The organism is Peribacillus sp. QJM3NY_7, assembly GCF_056173225.1.
On record NZ_CM149663.1, the window covers coordinates 2,727,954 to 2,744,348 of the forward strand.

The window sequence follows — 16,395 nt, forward strand, 5'->3', positions numbered from 1 at the left end:
AGGGAAAAATTAATAAAATAAAACTATTTTTTGGGATGGGTTTGTTCTATTTATCTAATATAAAAAATGGACTTCCTTTGAAAGAAAGCCCTTTAATATCCTTAAGCTTCAAAGGGCTGTCGCCGAATATGGCTTCTGACCTTTGTTACCTTATCCATCATTTTTTCTTGATCTTTTCCCGGATTATCTCAAGCAAATGTGTTTCTTCTTTTCAGGTTTCCAATAAACGTTCTTGATTAGGATTGCCCTGTACAAGCAAATGGGAAGATGGCATTAGAATTTGATGTTCATGTAAAGCAGTCATCATTTCAAACCTCACGCTTCTCGATGTTTCAAAGTAATCATCAGGTTTCACAAGTCCCACTATGCATAGTTCATATCCAACATATTTTAGATTCGGATTTAAATCCGTAATGCCTATGTATCTAAAATCCTCTTCGGGTGTACCATCTTCTAGCCTTAGAAGGCTTTCACCATACTTATCATTACAGATAATACATATATCCTCCAACAGCCGTTTTACCTTTTCAGGATTTTCCTGGTAACTTACTGTAATGCGTTCAATGACTCGCATTCTCCCTTTATTAAAATTTTGAATCGTCCTGATTTCACTATGTGGGATGGTCAGCAATTTTCCTGACCATTCCCTGATCTGCATGAACCGGATACCGATTTCCTCAATCGTCCCGGAACTTGTCCCGTTGAATGTCACGAAATTCCCGACTCGGAATTCATTATCCGAAAGCCTTACAAATCCCAATAAGATATCCTTAAGCATTTGCTGAGCGGCAAATCCGATCACGACCCCTAAAATACCAGCTCCGGCTAAAATTCCTTTTAGGTCTATAAACTGTCCAATCAAATATATAAGGAAAAGCCCGGATATACCGTACCTAAGAGAAGAACGAGTAACCCCCTGTATTGTTTTTTCGACTTCTTCGTCGAAAAAATTGGATCTTCTAAAAAACCATTCAACCAGTTTATTCAAAATATAATAAACAGCCAATAACAGTATAGCCAAAATGAAAAGCCTCAATAATAAAAATTCTTCCCAGTAATCCACAGCAAGCTCAGAAAATTTCAAGATATTCATGTTTTCACCTCCATTTCACGTTTATTCAGATTCGATTAAAATCCAGTCATCATCCTTTCCGATTATCCCTTTATCAAGGATAAGTCTTGTTTTAAGGCGATAGGATACCCCTCGCTTATAAGGCTCCTTCAATATAGGCAGACAAAAGTTGAAAGGAATTTCGTTGCTTTCCCCTGAATTTATCTCCCTTGTAGACAAAATGGTGCTCGTTTTAAGGATCTCTTCCATTCCCGTAGAATGAGTATCCATGATCAAATCACATTCAATCCTTCTTATTCTTTGCGCAAGGGTACCACCCTTAATCAAAAAATATCCATTTATGCATTCACCGGATTTATACGTATTTTTCGGAAGGATTAAATCTATTTGTGCAGAACCTATTCCTAAAAGTAGCAAAGATTTTCTAAGTATCAAAGAATACACTCCATTTATATTTATTTGTTTTTCTATTAAAACCTACATGTTTATACATTTCCTTAAGGGGACTACAAAAAAACCTTTACCACTTTGGTAAAGGTTTACTAAAACAAAATAGACCTTTACCAATAGGTAAGGTCTGGCTAACAACAATATGCTGCCAACAACACCGAGAGCAAAGAGCTCCGTAATGACGACATTGTTGTAAAAGCTACTCCCCTTTGGAGAATGTATTCAAGTATATAATTTATAATACGGTAGAATTAGAAAGTTTGTCAAACCATTATATTTTATTTTTTCCGGATCTGCCTGGGTAATTCGAGTTCTTTGAACATATGTTGATATTAATGAAAATATAATGAATGAACTTGTCCGTTGAAAGTATTCACTTCTTGGTTTTAAAAAGGTCAGTTGGTGGAATAGGAAGTATGTAACCTCATTCTATTGCAAATCCGTGAACGCCCTTTCAAAAAGAATATAGTGAACAAACTATGAATATGTAATAAAACCTAAAATTTATTTAAAAATTTACAAGATTTCTCTTTTACTTATGCCAAACATGTTGTAATATAAATGTAACAATTGTAATATTTATTAAACTTTCGTTACATAAGTATCCTATTAGGGATTGGGGAGATATGATATGAAAAAACTTTTAGGTATGTTATTATCCATTATCATTTTATTTTTCACATTAAGTGGTCCGGTTACCGCAAAAACGACAACATTGTCTGACGCAAATGCATTAAAGATAGCCGATAATGCCAGCAAACATTTTTGGAATGCTTTATATGGATACAAAACCCGTTCATGTTCACAAAAAACTTTCAATTATAAAGGGACAGAGTATTCATACCTTTGCCAAGAGTTTAACACAAAAGATAAATTGACTGCCTACTTAGCAGAGACATTTACTAATAATGCAGTTGAAAAAGGGCTGACTAAATATAATTACATTACCCATAAAGGGAAATTAGCCCGTCCAGTCGGAGATGGCTTTAGCATGTTAGAGTGGAAAAAAGCAAAAATTAAATTAGTCTATCAAAAACAAAACGTTAGGTCATACAATTTAACAGTACCTACAGTTGACGGTGAGTCAGTAAAAAGAACGGTGACCTTTTATAAGTCCGGATCTACTTGGAAAGTCAATCAGTTCGATGCAGTTCAATAAAACATTGGTTTAAATGTAACGCCTCATATGCTGTATAGTTAGTTAAAAACTATATGACATATGTGGTGTTTTTTTGTTGACCATTATATCTTGAGAAATAATCTTTCTGGCTTGTATCAGCTCACCTTTCACTTCACAAAACATTCAAAAAAAAACACAGCTAGGATGCTGTGCCTTAACGGATTTTTGCCTTTCGGAAGCCTTGATAGGTATCGTAGGCGGCAAAAATGATGGAGAGGAGTATGAGACCCCAGTATATCGAGCTTTTCCATTCATCGATTGAGAATAGTGTTCTTTGGTATGCAAGGAATTCCGGGTTCAATAAATCAGGATTACTAATGATGATGATGAAGGCCAGAGTGTACAACAGCTGGTATATGGCATGAAAAAAAGCTAATTTCAGGGTCCATCGACCTAAAAATAATTTATATATCGCTAAGAGCACCCCAATGATAATGACGCAAGATACCAGCAGCCAATAGGAATTCAATACATCTTGATTAAAAGAAGGTGTCACGAAAATGAGACTGCCATTTCTTTTTTCATAGACGCCTAACAGGTTTGCTGCATTGAAATAAAGGGCTGCGAATACGGAAAGGCCTAACAAACTTGCAAAAACCTCGATCATAGGGACCGCTTTTATCTTTGAAATGTTCGGAATATCTTTTAAGTTTTCCGGTGTCCATGGTTTCAAGTCTTTTGTTACGGGCGACTGGTCCTTTGAAGTGTCCAAGCGTTCTAAAATGGCAAATGAAAGCGTTAACCAGAAAAACACTTGGATACCTGTACTGATGATACTTGAAATTCCTTTCCCGATTATTTTTAAAATTGCTTCCATAACAGTATTCCCCGTATCCCGAAACGGATTGTCCCCTACTAATGCGATCAGTGAAATGACTGCAGCGATTGGTAAAATCATCTTCAACAGACTGATATAAACATCATAATAACGAGGTCCGATCAGATGCATTGGCCGATCACGATAACCACCTGCCAGTGTAACCGGATCTCCTAATTTTAAAAGTACCGCTTTCACGTCTTGCTCCGTATGATCATCCGGAAGCATATCTTCGATTGTGGATTGAAGCTCAAGCGCAATATCCGCCCGGTTTTTTTCTGGCAGCCTTCGGGTCACTTCCTGAATATAAAGTTCAATCAGCTCCATGTTCTCCCTCTCCTTTTAATAATATATAAAGCTCTTGAGAAGTTTTTTCCCATTCTTCCTTTAACTGCGTGAAGATTTCTCCCCCATAATCACTTAAAGAATAGTACTTGCGCGGTCTACTTTCAGAAGTATCCCAGCTGCTGGTCACCAATTCTTGTTTTTCCAGGCGGCGAAGCAAAGGATATAAAGTACTTTGATCGATGGTAATTCCAGACTTCTCTAAACGCTGGACAAGCGAGTACCCATACTGCGGAGTTTTGAGCTGACTTAAGACAGCTAACGTCAAAGTGCCTCTGCGCAGCTCAGTGGTTAATGAATTCAGTAAAGTGCTCATCCAATCACCCCTTCTCTATACTATGTGACGTACACCATACCTTATACTATGCATCATACACTATTTTAGTTCTTACACCAACATGAAAATGAAAATATATTTTATTTAAAGCATAAAAAAAGAAGCGGTTCACGCCTCTCCGTTTTTCCAATATTCATATTACACAAGAATGCCCCACAATATCATCGTCGTGATAATCGTGACCACTCCTTGTATTAAGGTTGCCATTGTTTGAGCTTTATAGGCATCCGTCACTTTCATCCCGCTAAATTGGGTGACCACCCAGAAGAAGCTATCATTTACATGACTTACTGTCATCGCACCTGCTCCAACAGCCATGACTACCAATGCAAGAGGAACAGCCCCTTCAATCCCCAACGTTGGAAGCATGGGGGAAATCAAAGATGAAGTGATGACCAGTGATGCTGTCGAAGAACCCTGAGCCGTTTTCAACCCAGCAGCAATTAGGAACGGGACCAACAGGAACAAGGAACCGCTAAAGATGCTGCCCATATCCCAACTTTGGATGATGTCTGCAATCCCCGTATTTTTAATGACGGTACCAAATGCTCCGCCCACCCCGGTGATCAATAAAATTGGCGCAGCATCCAATAAGGCGGCTCCTATCCAGTTTGTTAATGTTTCTTCATCATACTTAGGCAGCAATGTCAAAGCGGAAATTACTCCTACGAGCAATGCGATGACCGGCTGGCCCAAGAATACGAAAAATGCGGCAATCCCCCCTTCCGTTCCAAAGAGCGTTAATACAGAACTGGCTCCAATCAAGACAATCGGTAAAACGATCGGTAAAAATGATTGTAAGGCAGAAGGCATCTTGCCGAATGAACGGACAATTTCATCATAATCGTAATCCAGGTCACTTCGGTCATCTTCAACTTCTATCTTGGTCGCTACTTTCATTGACCATATATAACCAGCAAGTGCAGCTGGTATGGCCGTAATAAGACCTATCAAAATGACAGTCCCCAAGTATCCGTCCGCTCCGATATTTCCGGCTGCCGCAATTGGCCCTGGAGTTGGAGGTACAAGTGTATGTGTTGCATACAAACCAGTTGCAAGTGCAACTGACATGGAAGCAACTGCTACTTTTGCGCGTCTTGCCAACGCTTTTCTTAAGCTCGATAAAATAACGAAACCTGAATCGCAAAACACGGGTATGGATACGATAAAGCCAATCATACTCATGGCAAGCTGCGGTCTTTTAGGGCCGACAATCCTCAATACAACTTCGGCCATTCTTAATGCGGCACCGGCCTTTTCCAAAATGGTCCCGATTATTGTACCGAAAACGATTACAAGTCCAATGCTTGTCATCAATCCGCCAAAACCGCCGTTGATATTCTCAACAATCTGATCCAGAGGCATTCCAGAAGCAAAACCCACAAATAAAGTGCCTAATAGAAGCGATAAGAACGGATGCAGCTTGAATTTAGTTGTCGAAAAAACAATTAAGAACACGCCGATGGCCAAAACAATAAATAACATAAGATTACCCCCTATTTTTGATCGCTGCCAAAAAAGCCCGCATTACTTGTTCGGCTGAAACTTCCAACAATTCAGCTCCTCTTTCCATTGCTTCCTTTAAAGGCATGGGAGCATTCACCAAACTATGAACACTCGTTATTCCGTGGTCATATAAAACTTCAATACCTGTTCCGATCGATCCAGCCAAAACAAATACCGGAATACCATGCTTTTTGGCTTCTTGTGCAACTCCCATGGGTGTTTTGCCTGAAGCAGTCTGGTAATCGATTTGGCCCTCACCGGTAAAGACACAATCGGCACCGGACAATTTTTCACCCAGTTTCGTATACTCCATGACAATATCGATGCCCCTTTTTGTTTCTGCACGGAAAAAGGCTTGAAATGCACCTCCAATTCCTCCTGCAGCACCAGCACCTGCTTTATCATGCAAGTGTATGCCTGTTTTGATTTCCACCAAATCAGCCCATGATGATAAAGCTTTATCAAGCATTTCAACCATGTCAGAAGTCGCCCCTTTTTGAGGTCCGAATACCCTTGATGCCCCATCAGGACCGACTAACGGATTTTGGACATCCGAGGCAATCAAAAATTCGGAATCCGCTATTCTGGAATCAAAATCCTCCGTATTAATGCTTGATATCCGTGATAATTCGGCACCTCCGTATCCCAGAGTTTTGCCTTCTTCATCAAACACCTTCATTCCCAAAGCCTGGAGCATACCGACACCGCCATCATTGGTAGCGCTTCCGCCAATCGCTAAAATGAACTTTCGACAGCCATCATTCAATGCCTTTTGAATAAGCTCCCCTGTCCCGTATGAAGTAGTGATCAATGGGTTCAACTCAGCTGGATCGACAAGGCAAAGACCAGATGCACTAGCCATTTCAATCACACAAGTTTTTTGATCGCCCAAGATTGCATATGCTGCCTGAACATCTTCAAGTAAAGGTCCTTTTACGGTCACTTCAACTTTTCGACCATTTGTAGCTGCTACAAGACTATCCATCGTGCCTTCCCCGCCATCCGCCGCAGGAACCAGTACTGTCTCCGCATCCGGCAGTGCCTTCCTGATTCCTCGCTCAATAGCCTTTGAAGCTTCTGTTGCTGATAAACTTCCTTTATAGGAATCTGGTGCAATAACAATTTTCATGCTCAGTTCCCCTTTGAATATATTTTTATATCAATTAATTATAATCTTCGGAAATATTTTAATCATCGTTCATTCTAAACGAAAATAAGTATGACATATTGGATTTTTTTGGTTATACTATACAAAAAAATAATCTGTCTGAAAAGTTTTCTGTTATTTTCCTATTTTCATAAAATATAAGATAGCTAAAGGCTTAAACTATCGACAATCCCTTTACATGAAAAATCATAGCTTGTTTGCATAAAATATGATCACCATTCTGTTAGCAAATAAAAAAACTCTAGAAGGATGACTTGAATGCTGACCCAAGAAATTGCAATGGAAATTGTCAAACAAACCACCAATAGACTTAACAGAAACATTAATATTATGGATGATAAAGGAATCATCATCGCTTCCGGAAATCATGAACGCATCGACCAATTGCATTTAGGAGCAAGGGAAGTACTGAAAACGGGAAAGCCGTTAATCATTCCCGAAAATGATCGTCATCAATGGGTAGGTGTCCTTCCTGGAATTAATTTGCCGATTAATTTTCAAAATGGAATTATAGGTGTCATTGGGATCACCGGAGATCCGACTGAACTTTTGGAATTCGGCGAATTGGTGAAAATGATAACGGAAATGATGCTTCATCAAGCTTTTATGGCGGAACAACTCGAATGGAAACAACACTTGAAAGAATTGGTATTTGAAGACTTATTAAAGGAAGATATCAATCAGCATTCGATTGATCAGAGACTTGAACTGATTGGAATGAAATTAGAACCTCCCTATCAAGTGGGGGTAATGGAAATGAAATTAAATCCGTTAAATAAGAATGAGCTGATTCAGATGACTGAAACTGTTTTTGGTTCCCAGTATGCCCTTGTTGGGTTCCTGAGTGTGAATCGGGTTTTCATTCTCACTACGGCGCTTAGCGGAAATAACATTGAGAAAAGACTGGATTCAGCCATCAAACAATTAAAAGCAAAAGACTTCGTTATACAAATCGGTTTGGGCTCTATCGTGGATAAGGAATCATCCATCGTCCACTCTTTCCGCGAAGCTGAAACAGCACTTTTACTAGGTGAAGCCAAACAAGCTTTATCTAGATATACTGATGTGGAAACAAAAGCTCTGTTGGAAAGGATAGATGAGCGGACGAAACAGCAATTTCAGGAAAGAATTCTAGGCAACTTATCTGAGAAGTTGATTGAGACACTGCATCAATTTTTCCTTAGTAACTTAAATATCGGGGAATGTGCCAAAAGAATGTATATCCATCGTAATTCCCTTATATACCGATTAAAAAAAATCAAGGAAATTACCGGATATAATCCACAAGTGCTGCATGATGCCATAACTTTGCAGTTAGCCATTTGGGTAAGCCAATCGAAAAGGAGAAGTTGAAACATATTGTGAGAACGATAATGCCTATTTAATTTTTTTCGTTCAATCCCTATAAAACCTTGCATTGGAATTTTGTATAATTGATCGAATTACCGAGTAGATTAAAAATACATGATTTTTTTGCATATCAGGAGGGATTGAATGAGTGGCATCGCAAATGTTTTAATTATCCTTGGATTTACCGTTATTTTCATCATTATCATCATTTTGGTTTTACTATTACTTTATATGATTTTCTTTGATCGCATGCAGAAGCATCATGCAATTTTAAGAAATTACCCCGTGCTTGGGAGAATACGATACTTTCTGGAAAAAATTGGACCTGAGATGCGGCAATATTGGTTTAACAGTGATAACGAAGGAAAACCCTTTTCTCGCGATGACTATGAACATATGGTGAAAAGTTCAAAATATTTACGGGATGTCATAGGTTTTGGTTCAAAGCGGGATTTTGATGAGGAAGGCTTCTTTGTTAAAAATAGCATGTTTCCAAAATTGTCAGAAGAAGAAAAATATGATCGTGAAACCAAAGTGACGACAAAAAGATACATTCTATTGAAAGACCCGCTTTTCTCACAACGAGAAGAAAAATGGGAAGATGAAGCTTCCTCTGCATTCTTATTGGATGATGAGGATGCCGTAATCATCGGCCCAAACACTAAGAATCCCTTTCGGCTAAAAGGTCTTATCGGAATGTCCGCCATGAGTTATGGCTCTTTGGGTAAGAACGCAATCACTGCGCTTTCTGAGGGATTGGCTGCTGCAAAAGGCACCTGGATGAATACAGGTGAAGGCGGACTATCTCCTTACCATTTAATCGGCGGCGTCGATATCATCATGCAAATTGGTCCAGCCATGTTTGGGGTTCGGGATAATACCGGCGAAATGGATTGGGATGAATTAAAGAGAAAAAGTGAAATACCCGAAATCAAAGCATTTGAAATCAAATTGGCCCAAGGTGCCAAAACTCGCGGAGGTCATATCGATGCTGAAAAAGTGAATCCGGAAATCGCTGAAATCCGTAAGGTCGCTCCGTACAAGGCAATTGATAGTCCGAATCGGTTTCACCAATACGATGACGTAAAATCCATGTGCGATTTTATCGAAAAAATCAGGGACCATACAGGAATCCCGGTAGGCATCAAAATGGTAATCGGCGGAACTGACAGTGTTGAAGAGCTTGCTAGCTACATGAAAGAAACCGGGAAAGGTCCGGATTTCATTACATTGGATGGCGGTGAAGGAGGAACCGGTGCTTCTTATCAGGAGTTGATCGATAGCGTAGGATTGCCGATAAAATCCGCTTTACCGATTTTAGTATCGACACTGGAAAAATACGGAGTCCGCAATAGGGTCAAAATCATCGCCTCCGGTAAATTGTTCACGCCTGATAGAATTGCGATCGCTCTAGCCATGGGAGCAGACCTTGTGAACATAGCCCGGGGTTTCATGATTGCGATAGGATGTATACAGACGATGAAATGCCATTCCAATGCTTGTCCTGTCGGGGTAGCCACCACTGATCCGGAATTGCAAAAAGCACTTGTCATCGATGAAAAGAAATACCGTGTGGTTAACTTTCTTGTAACCCTTAGAAAAGGATTATTTCGGATCTCAGCCGCAGCTGGTTTAGAATCGCCTCTCCATTTTCAGCCTAAGCACATTAGCTATAAGGACGATAAAGGAATTGTCATATCTCTTGAAGATATTATGAAAGAAGTTAATGGACAAATAGGGTCCAGGCAATGAAAAGACCACCGCCCAAGTATGATGGGCGATGGTCTTTTCTTTTTCAATCAATGAATATCAGGCATGTATTCGAGTATCACCTGTCTCCGCTCTTCCCTTACCCGCCAGCTTTCCATAGCGATAATAAACATAAAATGGAGTAATTAGCGGCTTTAGATGGCTTTACTATAGTTTGGAAAAAATTTCAGATGGATTGATAATACCATTTGCCATCACGTTTAAACTTTCTGCATTGGTCATTCAAAAGAAGGTATTCTAGGTGTGCCAATGTTTCACCTACAGCAAATCTGGTTTCGTGAATGGACAGATTTTTAAATAAGATCTGGCAAGCACTTTTTACAGAAATCGGCTCTTTCATGTTTTCATGAATTACATGCAACCGGTCCTGGTGGTGATCCAACAATTCAACAATTCTTTTATTGGCATTTTGAAACGGTTTCCCATGAGAAGGGATGATATATTCAACGTCAAGCTTTTGTATTTTTTTCAAAGAATTAAAAAACTCTTCCAATGGGTTGCTGAAACCTTTAAACCAATAAGATATATTTGGAGATATCTTGGGCAATATATGATCTGTCGAGAAAAGGACGCTATTTTCCTTATTATATAAGGAAATCAGGCCGTCCGAATGTCCCGGAGTGAAAAGCACTTCATACTCATATTTGCCAAAATGCAGCTTCATTCCTTCTTCAAGATGATGATTTACGGTAGGATAGGGTTTTACTTGGGGCATGAATCCGCTTTCGTCACTGGATAAGGCCGCGGCGACATCTTCTTCCATACCACACGCATTGTAATTTTCTTTAAGCAGATTCAGCGAATCGGCTTCCCAATACGTAGTTCCCGCATGCTCATCCACTTCTGTCATCCATACATCCGCACAGGTCAATTGTTGTAATGTCCCTGCATACCCGAAATGATCTGGGTGATAATGTGTGATGATAATATCGGCAATATCGTGTTTTTCGATAATTGGGTTCCATAAATCCCTGGTCGTTTTGTTATTTAATCCCGCATCAATGATAGTCCATCCTTTTTCACCTTCCGCCAAGTAACAATGGACATGGTCCAATCTAAAAGGCAATGGAATGGTAATTTGAGTAACTTTCAATTCATTCAGCAAGTATAACTTCCCCTTCCGATGTAACTACATTTACATGAAAAAAATCGAAATTGCTAAAAAAAAAACATTTAAGTTTATTAAATAACGTATATCATTAATCAATTCGACGAATCCTTTCAAGTTCCTTTTATTAATATCCAGGGTCATCGATAAAAATCCAGAAGCAAAGCCTAGGGGCATCGGTTAAATCAAGAAGTAAAAAAACCGCCATTAAAATTTATGGCGGCACTTCGTTTTACATATTTTCCTCGATCGTTTGAACAAGGTTGAAAAGAAAATGATAAATTAAATGAAAAGCTTCTTCTAATGTCATGTCTTCTCGGAATCCTTTTATGTTATCCAAGGCTAAATTCACATCCCATAGCCCGTCGCCCTGGTTAAACATTAAACTGAACGAACCAATTTCTGCTTGAAGTTCCTTAGTCAAATATGTTTTTAAAACTTCTCCCATTTTTTTCTGGAATTTCAATCCGAACATTGCGTTATACGTACCAAAAACATCATCGACTTCTAACGAAAGTGCCTCAACACCGATTAATCCGAACCATTGTGATTCAAAGTAAAGGAATTCATCTTTGTTTTTTTTCAAATACTCAATCGGTTGTGATAAAAATGCAGAGTTCTCTTCAGAGATTAATTCTTCGCTCTCTTTATTACTGCGCTCTATATAAGCATCCGTAAAACGCGATGCATTTTCTTTTTCCACTATGATGATATCCTCGGCGAGTAATTTATGCTTTTCTACATAATCCTTTTCTTCTTTAAATAACTCAATCTTGTTTTCGATTACGGATTCTGATATGTATGATTCCATTTGTTTTTTTAGCATGATATGTCCTCCTAGTGTCTTTTCAAGCTTTCACAATTTCAATCATAGCATATTCAGTATAGATAAAATAACTTTGTGAAAGAAATTACAATATCAAATGTGGCAATCATTTCTGGTCTCCGATATAGTAGTGGTAAGCGTTTATACATATGAAAGAAATGAGATGTTGAATCATGCAAAAAATCATTGTAGTTGGTGCAGGAATTTTGGGAGCTTCCACTGCCTATCAATTGGCTAAAAATGAGGTTGAAGTGATCATTATTGACCGCCAAGATGCCGGTCAGGCAACATCTGCAGCTGCAGGAATCGTTTGCCCGTGGATATCGCAAAGGCGCAACCAAGCTTGGTATCTTCTTGCCAAAAATGGTGCGGCCTTTTACCCGGGCTTAATTGAAGAACTTGAACGGGACGGTGAAACCGAGACTGGGTATGCTCAGGTCGGTGCCATAAGTCTGCATACAGATGAAGCTAAACTGAATGCCATGAAGAACCGGGCGGCAAAACGGCAAGAAGAAGCACCGGAGATGGGGGCGATCACCTTACTTTCCTCAGAGGAAACACGTGCCTTATTCCCGCCTCTTTCCAGCGAATATGCAGCCGTTCATGTGAGTGGTGCAGCGCGGGTCAATGGACGCGCACTACGTGATTCCTTATTGAGGGCTTCACAAAAATACGGTGCAAAACTTATGTATGGCGAAGCTAAACTTACATATAACGGTACTCAAGTGTCAGGTGTAACACTTAGAGATGAATTCATTCCTGCTGATAAAGTAATTGTTTGTGCTGGCGCTTGGGCACCGGAATTACTGAAACCACTGGGCGTGAATTTTCAAGTCACTTTCCAAAAGGCTCAAATCATTCATCTGGAAATGGCAAATGAAAATACAAATAACTGGCCTGTAGTCATGCCTCCGAGTGATCAATATCTTTTGGCTTTTGATCATAATAAAATCGTTGCGGGGGCGACTCATGAAAATACGGAAGTTTTCGATAACCGAATGACCGCAGGAGGGCTGCAGGAGCTTTTCAACAAAGCCTTGCAAACCGCCCCCGGTTTGACAGATAGCACGTTTGTTGAAGCAAGGGTCGGATTCCGTCCATTCACGCCGGGATTCCTTCCCGTCATGGGACCTTTACCTGGCTGGGGAGGCATAATCGTAGCCAATGGTCTTGGAGCTTCAGGTTTAACTATGGGCCCATATATAGGCTCACTATTGGCAAACCTCGCACTTGACAGAGAAATTGAAATCGAAATCGATAATTATGATGTAAGAGGTGCGCTATAAATTTAACTTCCCTTTCATTAACTTGCTGTATGAACTCGACTGATCAGAAAATGATCAGTTCCGTTTTTTTCAAATGGTCCTTTTCAAAAAAAAAATCAAGGACCTTTAATGGGTCCTTGATTCAGACTGTAGACAAACTCGAGGAAAATCGAGTTTGTCTATTTTTATGGCTTGTCCAATTGGGACGTTGATTGGAACGTAGGGCATCGCTTTCCGCGTGAGGTCGGCCCTCGGCTTTCGCCTGCGGGGTCTGCCCTAGACGCGCTTTTCTATTTGCTTGAACTCTTAGATAGAACACTTCTGCCTAGGGTCATTTTAAAATAGAAGTATTAAAACATGAGGTGATGAAGATTCTTTCTAAACATGATTCTATTCAGCGAGATCAACTTGAAATGATTACTTTAGATTTAGTTCAACTGGTGCCACCGAACCATTTGGTTCGTAAATGGAGGCTGCCATTGACTTCACTTTCATTTATGACTTGGTGAAAGATATGTATTCAGAGTTAGGACGCCCAAGTATTGATCCAGTTATTTTAGCCAATATACCTTTGGTATTCGTTCCATGCGTAAAACGATTGAAGAAGCGGAAACAAATAAGGCTTACCGTTGGTTCTTAGGCTATGGTTTTCATGATAAAGTACCTCCTACTCCACGTTCAGGAAAAAACATGCTGTTCTTTGAAATGAAACAATAAGAATCTTCCATTTCAATTTATTTCATCTATTTATTAATATCAGGTTCACTTACTTCTTCATAAATAACTTTCAACTCTTCAATAGTGAGTGTTTTTAAAAATTCCTCTAATTCATCCATGTTAATGCCTCCTATAATTAAGAACATTCGTTCCTATTATAATCACCATAATATCAGTAGTAAATAGTTAATTTTACTTTTAACACAAATTGATGAATTATAGAATTCAATAATCAACTGTTCCCCATCCTTTCATACCTACAAAAGCTTCAATGAGCATACAGCACTCCTTTTTAACCCACGGTCATTTCCTTTGAAAAATAGTGCTGTAACATCATTTTCATTTGCTCTTTATTTGCTGCAAATTGCTTATGACGATGACCATTTCCTCCAGATGGATGAGGAAATCCTAGAAGTATGTTATTGGCATCCAAATAATCTTGACCCGCTAAATAGTTTAAGACCTTGGTAACATTAACGCCTAAAGGAATAATAAGCGGACGATCAATGGTACCTATTTCGGTAGCTAAGCCTTCCATTATATTTTTTTTAAGCAACTCGGTCTTTAAAATGTTCGGAGTTGTTCCACTATAGTTTTTTCCGTTATAAAAAACTGGGTAGGTTAAAACTGAGGTAGTATGAACGAGGTGACTCGCTTCGTCAAAAAGATCCAGTGTGGACGAAATGTTTAAGTATGTGTATAATCCAAGCTCATCCAACATTTTAACTAAATTTTTTCTCATCGTTCCTTCAAAACTGGAATTTTTTTTTACTTCGTGCAGGATCTCTTCGTCACCATGCAGGTGCCCTCTTGCATTAATTACGGTAGAATAAGATTTTTTCATTTGATGTAAACCAGGAGTGATTCCGACAATCACCACTTTGGCCCGTTCATTTATATATTCGAAAGGAGCATAATATATTTCGAGTTTTTTCTTTTCTTCTCTTTCAAGCAAAAATTGCTCACTCTTTATCATTTCATCTGTATAGACAGCAGGTAAAGCTTTAATTAAGTCTTTAAATTGCGGAAACTTAGAAAAATTAGCGATCCCCATAAATTACTACCCCTTCTTCCCTTTATTTATTTTGGCCAATATAGTATATCAGAAATTCAGATTTGCCACCGACATAGGGGCATTATGAACCTTGTTGGAAACCTCTCAAAAAAAAGATAAATTGCTTTCCAACCCTTGGATTGAAAAGAATTTATCTTGAAAATGGTATTTGGGGATGAAAAAAATGTTTGGGTTTACAAATTGAAACTATTGATTGAATCTTCCGCGTTGGCGAAGTAATTCACGATTCAGGTTCGGATCCTTTTCAAATGCAGCGCGGCCGTGAAGCCAGAATATGTTGTTGACAACAACTAAATCTCCAACAGGCAGTTCAAGTTCGAGTACACTTTCATCACTTTCTAATGAATTGGATAAATCGCGCAAGTATTTGGCTTGTTCGATTGATTCAGGATAAACAAATTGATCGATAAAACATACACCAGGTTTGTTATTATGATTGAAGAAGGTCAATCTTTCAATTTCCTGGTCAACGTTCTTGCTTTTTGGAGCTTTATACGTGAATTTGTGGCTGGATAATGGATGATTCACATACATATCAAGCTCTTTCCAATCGTCTAAATGCAATAAACGTGATTCGCCACCACTTGCATTTTGTTCGATCATCTTCATCATTAGTAACCAATCCGTTGGTTCATCTACAAAGGTGCCATCCGTATGAAGTGTAAATAAACGATAAGCCTGACGTAAATATGAATCACTGCTATCCGTGTCTTGAACACTGAAGCGGGCATAATATTTCCCTGACATGGAATCATGGTTTGGAGTTCCCAGCAAGTATGAAATGGCCGTTGCAAAAATGACATATTCATCTGTATTCTCCGTGACACCCTCCAAGCCAAGGGTGAAGCCCCCGGATTCCCGATCATGAACGATGTTACGAAGCAATTCACCAAAGTCTTCCCCTACTTGATCCATAAGATATGAAGCAATGATGAGTCGTGCATATGGCGTATATTCCAGATGTTGAACAGACTGATTATCCTTGGATACCGTTTCTAAAAAAGCAGCAATCGCCTCTTTTGAAATTTCAATATGATATAAACGGCTGGATTGAGGGTGAACTTTCACCTCGTATTTTTCTGTTTTCCTTTCAAACTTCGCTCTCTTTTTTTCTGCAATGTTCATGAATGATTCCTCCTGTTATTTGTAATATAGGTGACAAAGTTAACAGGAAATATAAAAAGCCAGTCGCACATGATTCCCAAATAAAATGGGAATCCAACTGTACAACTGGCTTATATTCACTTCACTGCTCTATGCAAATAGAGTCACAGCGAATATGCAGTTTATGTATGATTTATTTTTCCTGTTTCCAATCATTAAGATCTTTACACGATTCTGAAAAGGTAGTTTCCAAAAGGTGTTAATGTCATAATATTGGCTTAATTACATTAAAACGTTTTTTCATA

General features: G+C 38.9%; 14 protein-coding genes and 1 pseudogene. 5 read left to right on the top strand and 10 right to left on the bottom strand.

The genetic code is table 11. The annotated features are described in order from the left end of the window. Positions 1–211 precede the first annotated feature (211 nt). Positions 212–1,093 (bottom strand): mechanosensitive ion channel family protein, encoded by an 882-nt coding sequence (locus tag AC0VX1_RS13025; protein WP_475471621.1) that lies wholly within the window; start codon positions 1,091–1,093, stop codon positions 212–214. Positions 1,094–1,114: 21 nt separating this feature from the next. Continuing rightward, positions 1,115–1,507: a sporulation protein gene (locus tag AC0VX1_RS13030; RefSeq protein ID WP_063576204.1), complete on the bottom strand. Its 393-nt coding sequence runs from the start codon at positions 1,505–1,507 to the stop codon at positions 1,115–1,117. A 646-nt stretch (positions 1,508–2,153) separates the two neighbouring features. Here AC0VX1_RS13030 and AC0VX1_RS13035 point away from each other — a divergent pair. Beyond that, the gene (locus tag AC0VX1_RS13035) at positions 2,154–2,681 is read left to right on the top strand and encodes an IseA DL-endopeptidase inhibitor family protein (RefSeq protein ID WP_413022597.1); all 528 of its coding nucleotides are present in this window, start codon (positions 2,154–2,156) and stop codon (positions 2,679–2,681) included. A gap of 175 nt (positions 2,682–2,856) precedes the next feature. Here AC0VX1_RS13035 and AC0VX1_RS13040 read toward each other — a convergent pair whose 3' ends face one another. The 4 genes from AC0VX1_RS13040 to AC0VX1_RS13055 all read right to left on the bottom strand — a co-directional run bounded on the left by AC0VX1_RS13040 (position 2,857) and on the right by AC0VX1_RS13055 (position 6,836). After that, on the bottom strand, positions 2,857–3,846 hold the full coding sequence (locus AC0VX1_RS13040; RefSeq protein ID WP_475471624.1) for an HAAS signaling domain-containing protein: 990 nt from the start codon (positions 3,844–3,846) through the stop codon (positions 2,857–2,859). Beyond that, on the bottom strand, positions 3,833–4,180 hold the full coding sequence (locus AC0VX1_RS13045; protein WP_063576202.1) for a PadR family transcriptional regulator: 348 nt from the start codon (positions 4,178–4,180) through the stop codon (positions 3,833–3,835). Before AC0VX1_RS13045 ends, AC0VX1_RS13040 begins: the two co-directional genes overlap by 14 nt. A 159-nt stretch (positions 4,181–4,339) precedes the next feature. Continuing rightward, a complete protein-coding gene (locus AC0VX1_RS13050; RefSeq protein ID WP_475471627.1) occupies positions 4,340–5,686 on the bottom strand; it encodes a GntP family permease in 1,347 nt (448 codons plus the stop codon). Positions 5,687–5,690: 4 nt separating this feature from the next. Next, on the bottom strand, positions 5,691–6,836 hold the full coding sequence (locus AC0VX1_RS13055) for a glycerate kinase (protein ID WP_063576200.1): 1,146 nt from the start codon (positions 6,834–6,836) through the stop codon (positions 5,691–5,693). A 297-nt stretch (positions 6,837–7,133) separates the two neighbouring features. Here AC0VX1_RS13055 and AC0VX1_RS13060 point away from each other — a divergent pair, with 297 nt between their 5' ends. Both AC0VX1_RS13060 and AC0VX1_RS13065 read left to right on the top strand, forming a co-directional pair. Continuing rightward, positions 7,134–8,228 carry a CdaR family transcriptional regulator gene (locus AC0VX1_RS13060; protein ID WP_475471628.1) on the top strand — a complete coding sequence of 365 codons (1,095 nt, stop codon included), beginning with the start codon at positions 7,134–7,136 and terminating at the stop codon, positions 8,226–8,228. Positions 8,229–8,369: 141 nt separating this feature from the next. After that, complete coding sequence (locus tag AC0VX1_RS13065; protein ID WP_475471629.1) at positions 8,370–9,977, top strand: FMN-binding glutamate synthase family protein; 1,608 nt, start codon at positions 8,370–8,372, stop codon at positions 9,975–9,977. A gap of 184 nt (positions 9,978–10,161) precedes the next feature. On the opposite strand, the gene AC0VX1_RS13070 is transcribed toward AC0VX1_RS13065, so the two are convergent. Continuing rightward, the gene (locus tag AC0VX1_RS13070) at positions 10,162–11,100 is read right to left on the bottom strand and encodes an MBL fold metallo-hydrolase (RefSeq protein ID WP_475471631.1); all 939 of its coding nucleotides are present in this window, start codon (positions 11,098–11,100) and stop codon (positions 10,162–10,164) included. 235 nt (positions 11,101–11,335) lie between these two features. Further along, positions 11,336–11,929 (bottom strand): branched-chain amino acid aminotransferase, encoded by a 594-nt coding sequence (locus tag AC0VX1_RS13075; protein ID WP_475471633.1) that lies wholly within the window; start codon positions 11,927–11,929, stop codon positions 11,336–11,338. A 173-nt stretch (positions 11,930–12,102) separates the two neighbouring features. On the opposite strand from AC0VX1_RS13075, the gene AC0VX1_RS13080 reads away from it, so the two are divergent. Further along, complete coding sequence (locus AC0VX1_RS13080) at positions 12,103–13,215, top strand: NAD(P)/FAD-dependent oxidoreductase (protein ID WP_475471635.1); 1,113 nt, start codon at positions 12,103–12,105, stop codon at positions 13,213–13,215. A 350-nt stretch (positions 13,216–13,565) separates the two neighbouring features. Further along, a pseudogene (locus AC0VX1_RS13085) lies at positions 13,566–13,884 on the top strand (transposase); the annotation flags it as partial. Between the two features lie 319 nt (positions 13,885–14,203). On the opposite strand, the gene AC0VX1_RS13090 reads toward AC0VX1_RS13085, so the two are convergent. Beyond that, positions 14,204–14,965 (bottom strand): uracil-DNA glycosylase family protein, encoded by a 762-nt coding sequence (locus AC0VX1_RS13090; RefSeq protein ID WP_475471636.1) that lies wholly within the window; start codon positions 14,963–14,965, stop codon positions 14,204–14,206. Between the two features lie 207 nt (positions 14,966–15,172). Then, a complete protein-coding gene (gene glaH / locus AC0VX1_RS13095; protein ID WP_475471638.1) occupies positions 15,173–16,111 on the bottom strand; it encodes a glutarate dioxygenase GlaH in 939 nt (312 codons plus the stop codon). Positions 16,112–16,395: the final 284 nt, after the last annotated feature.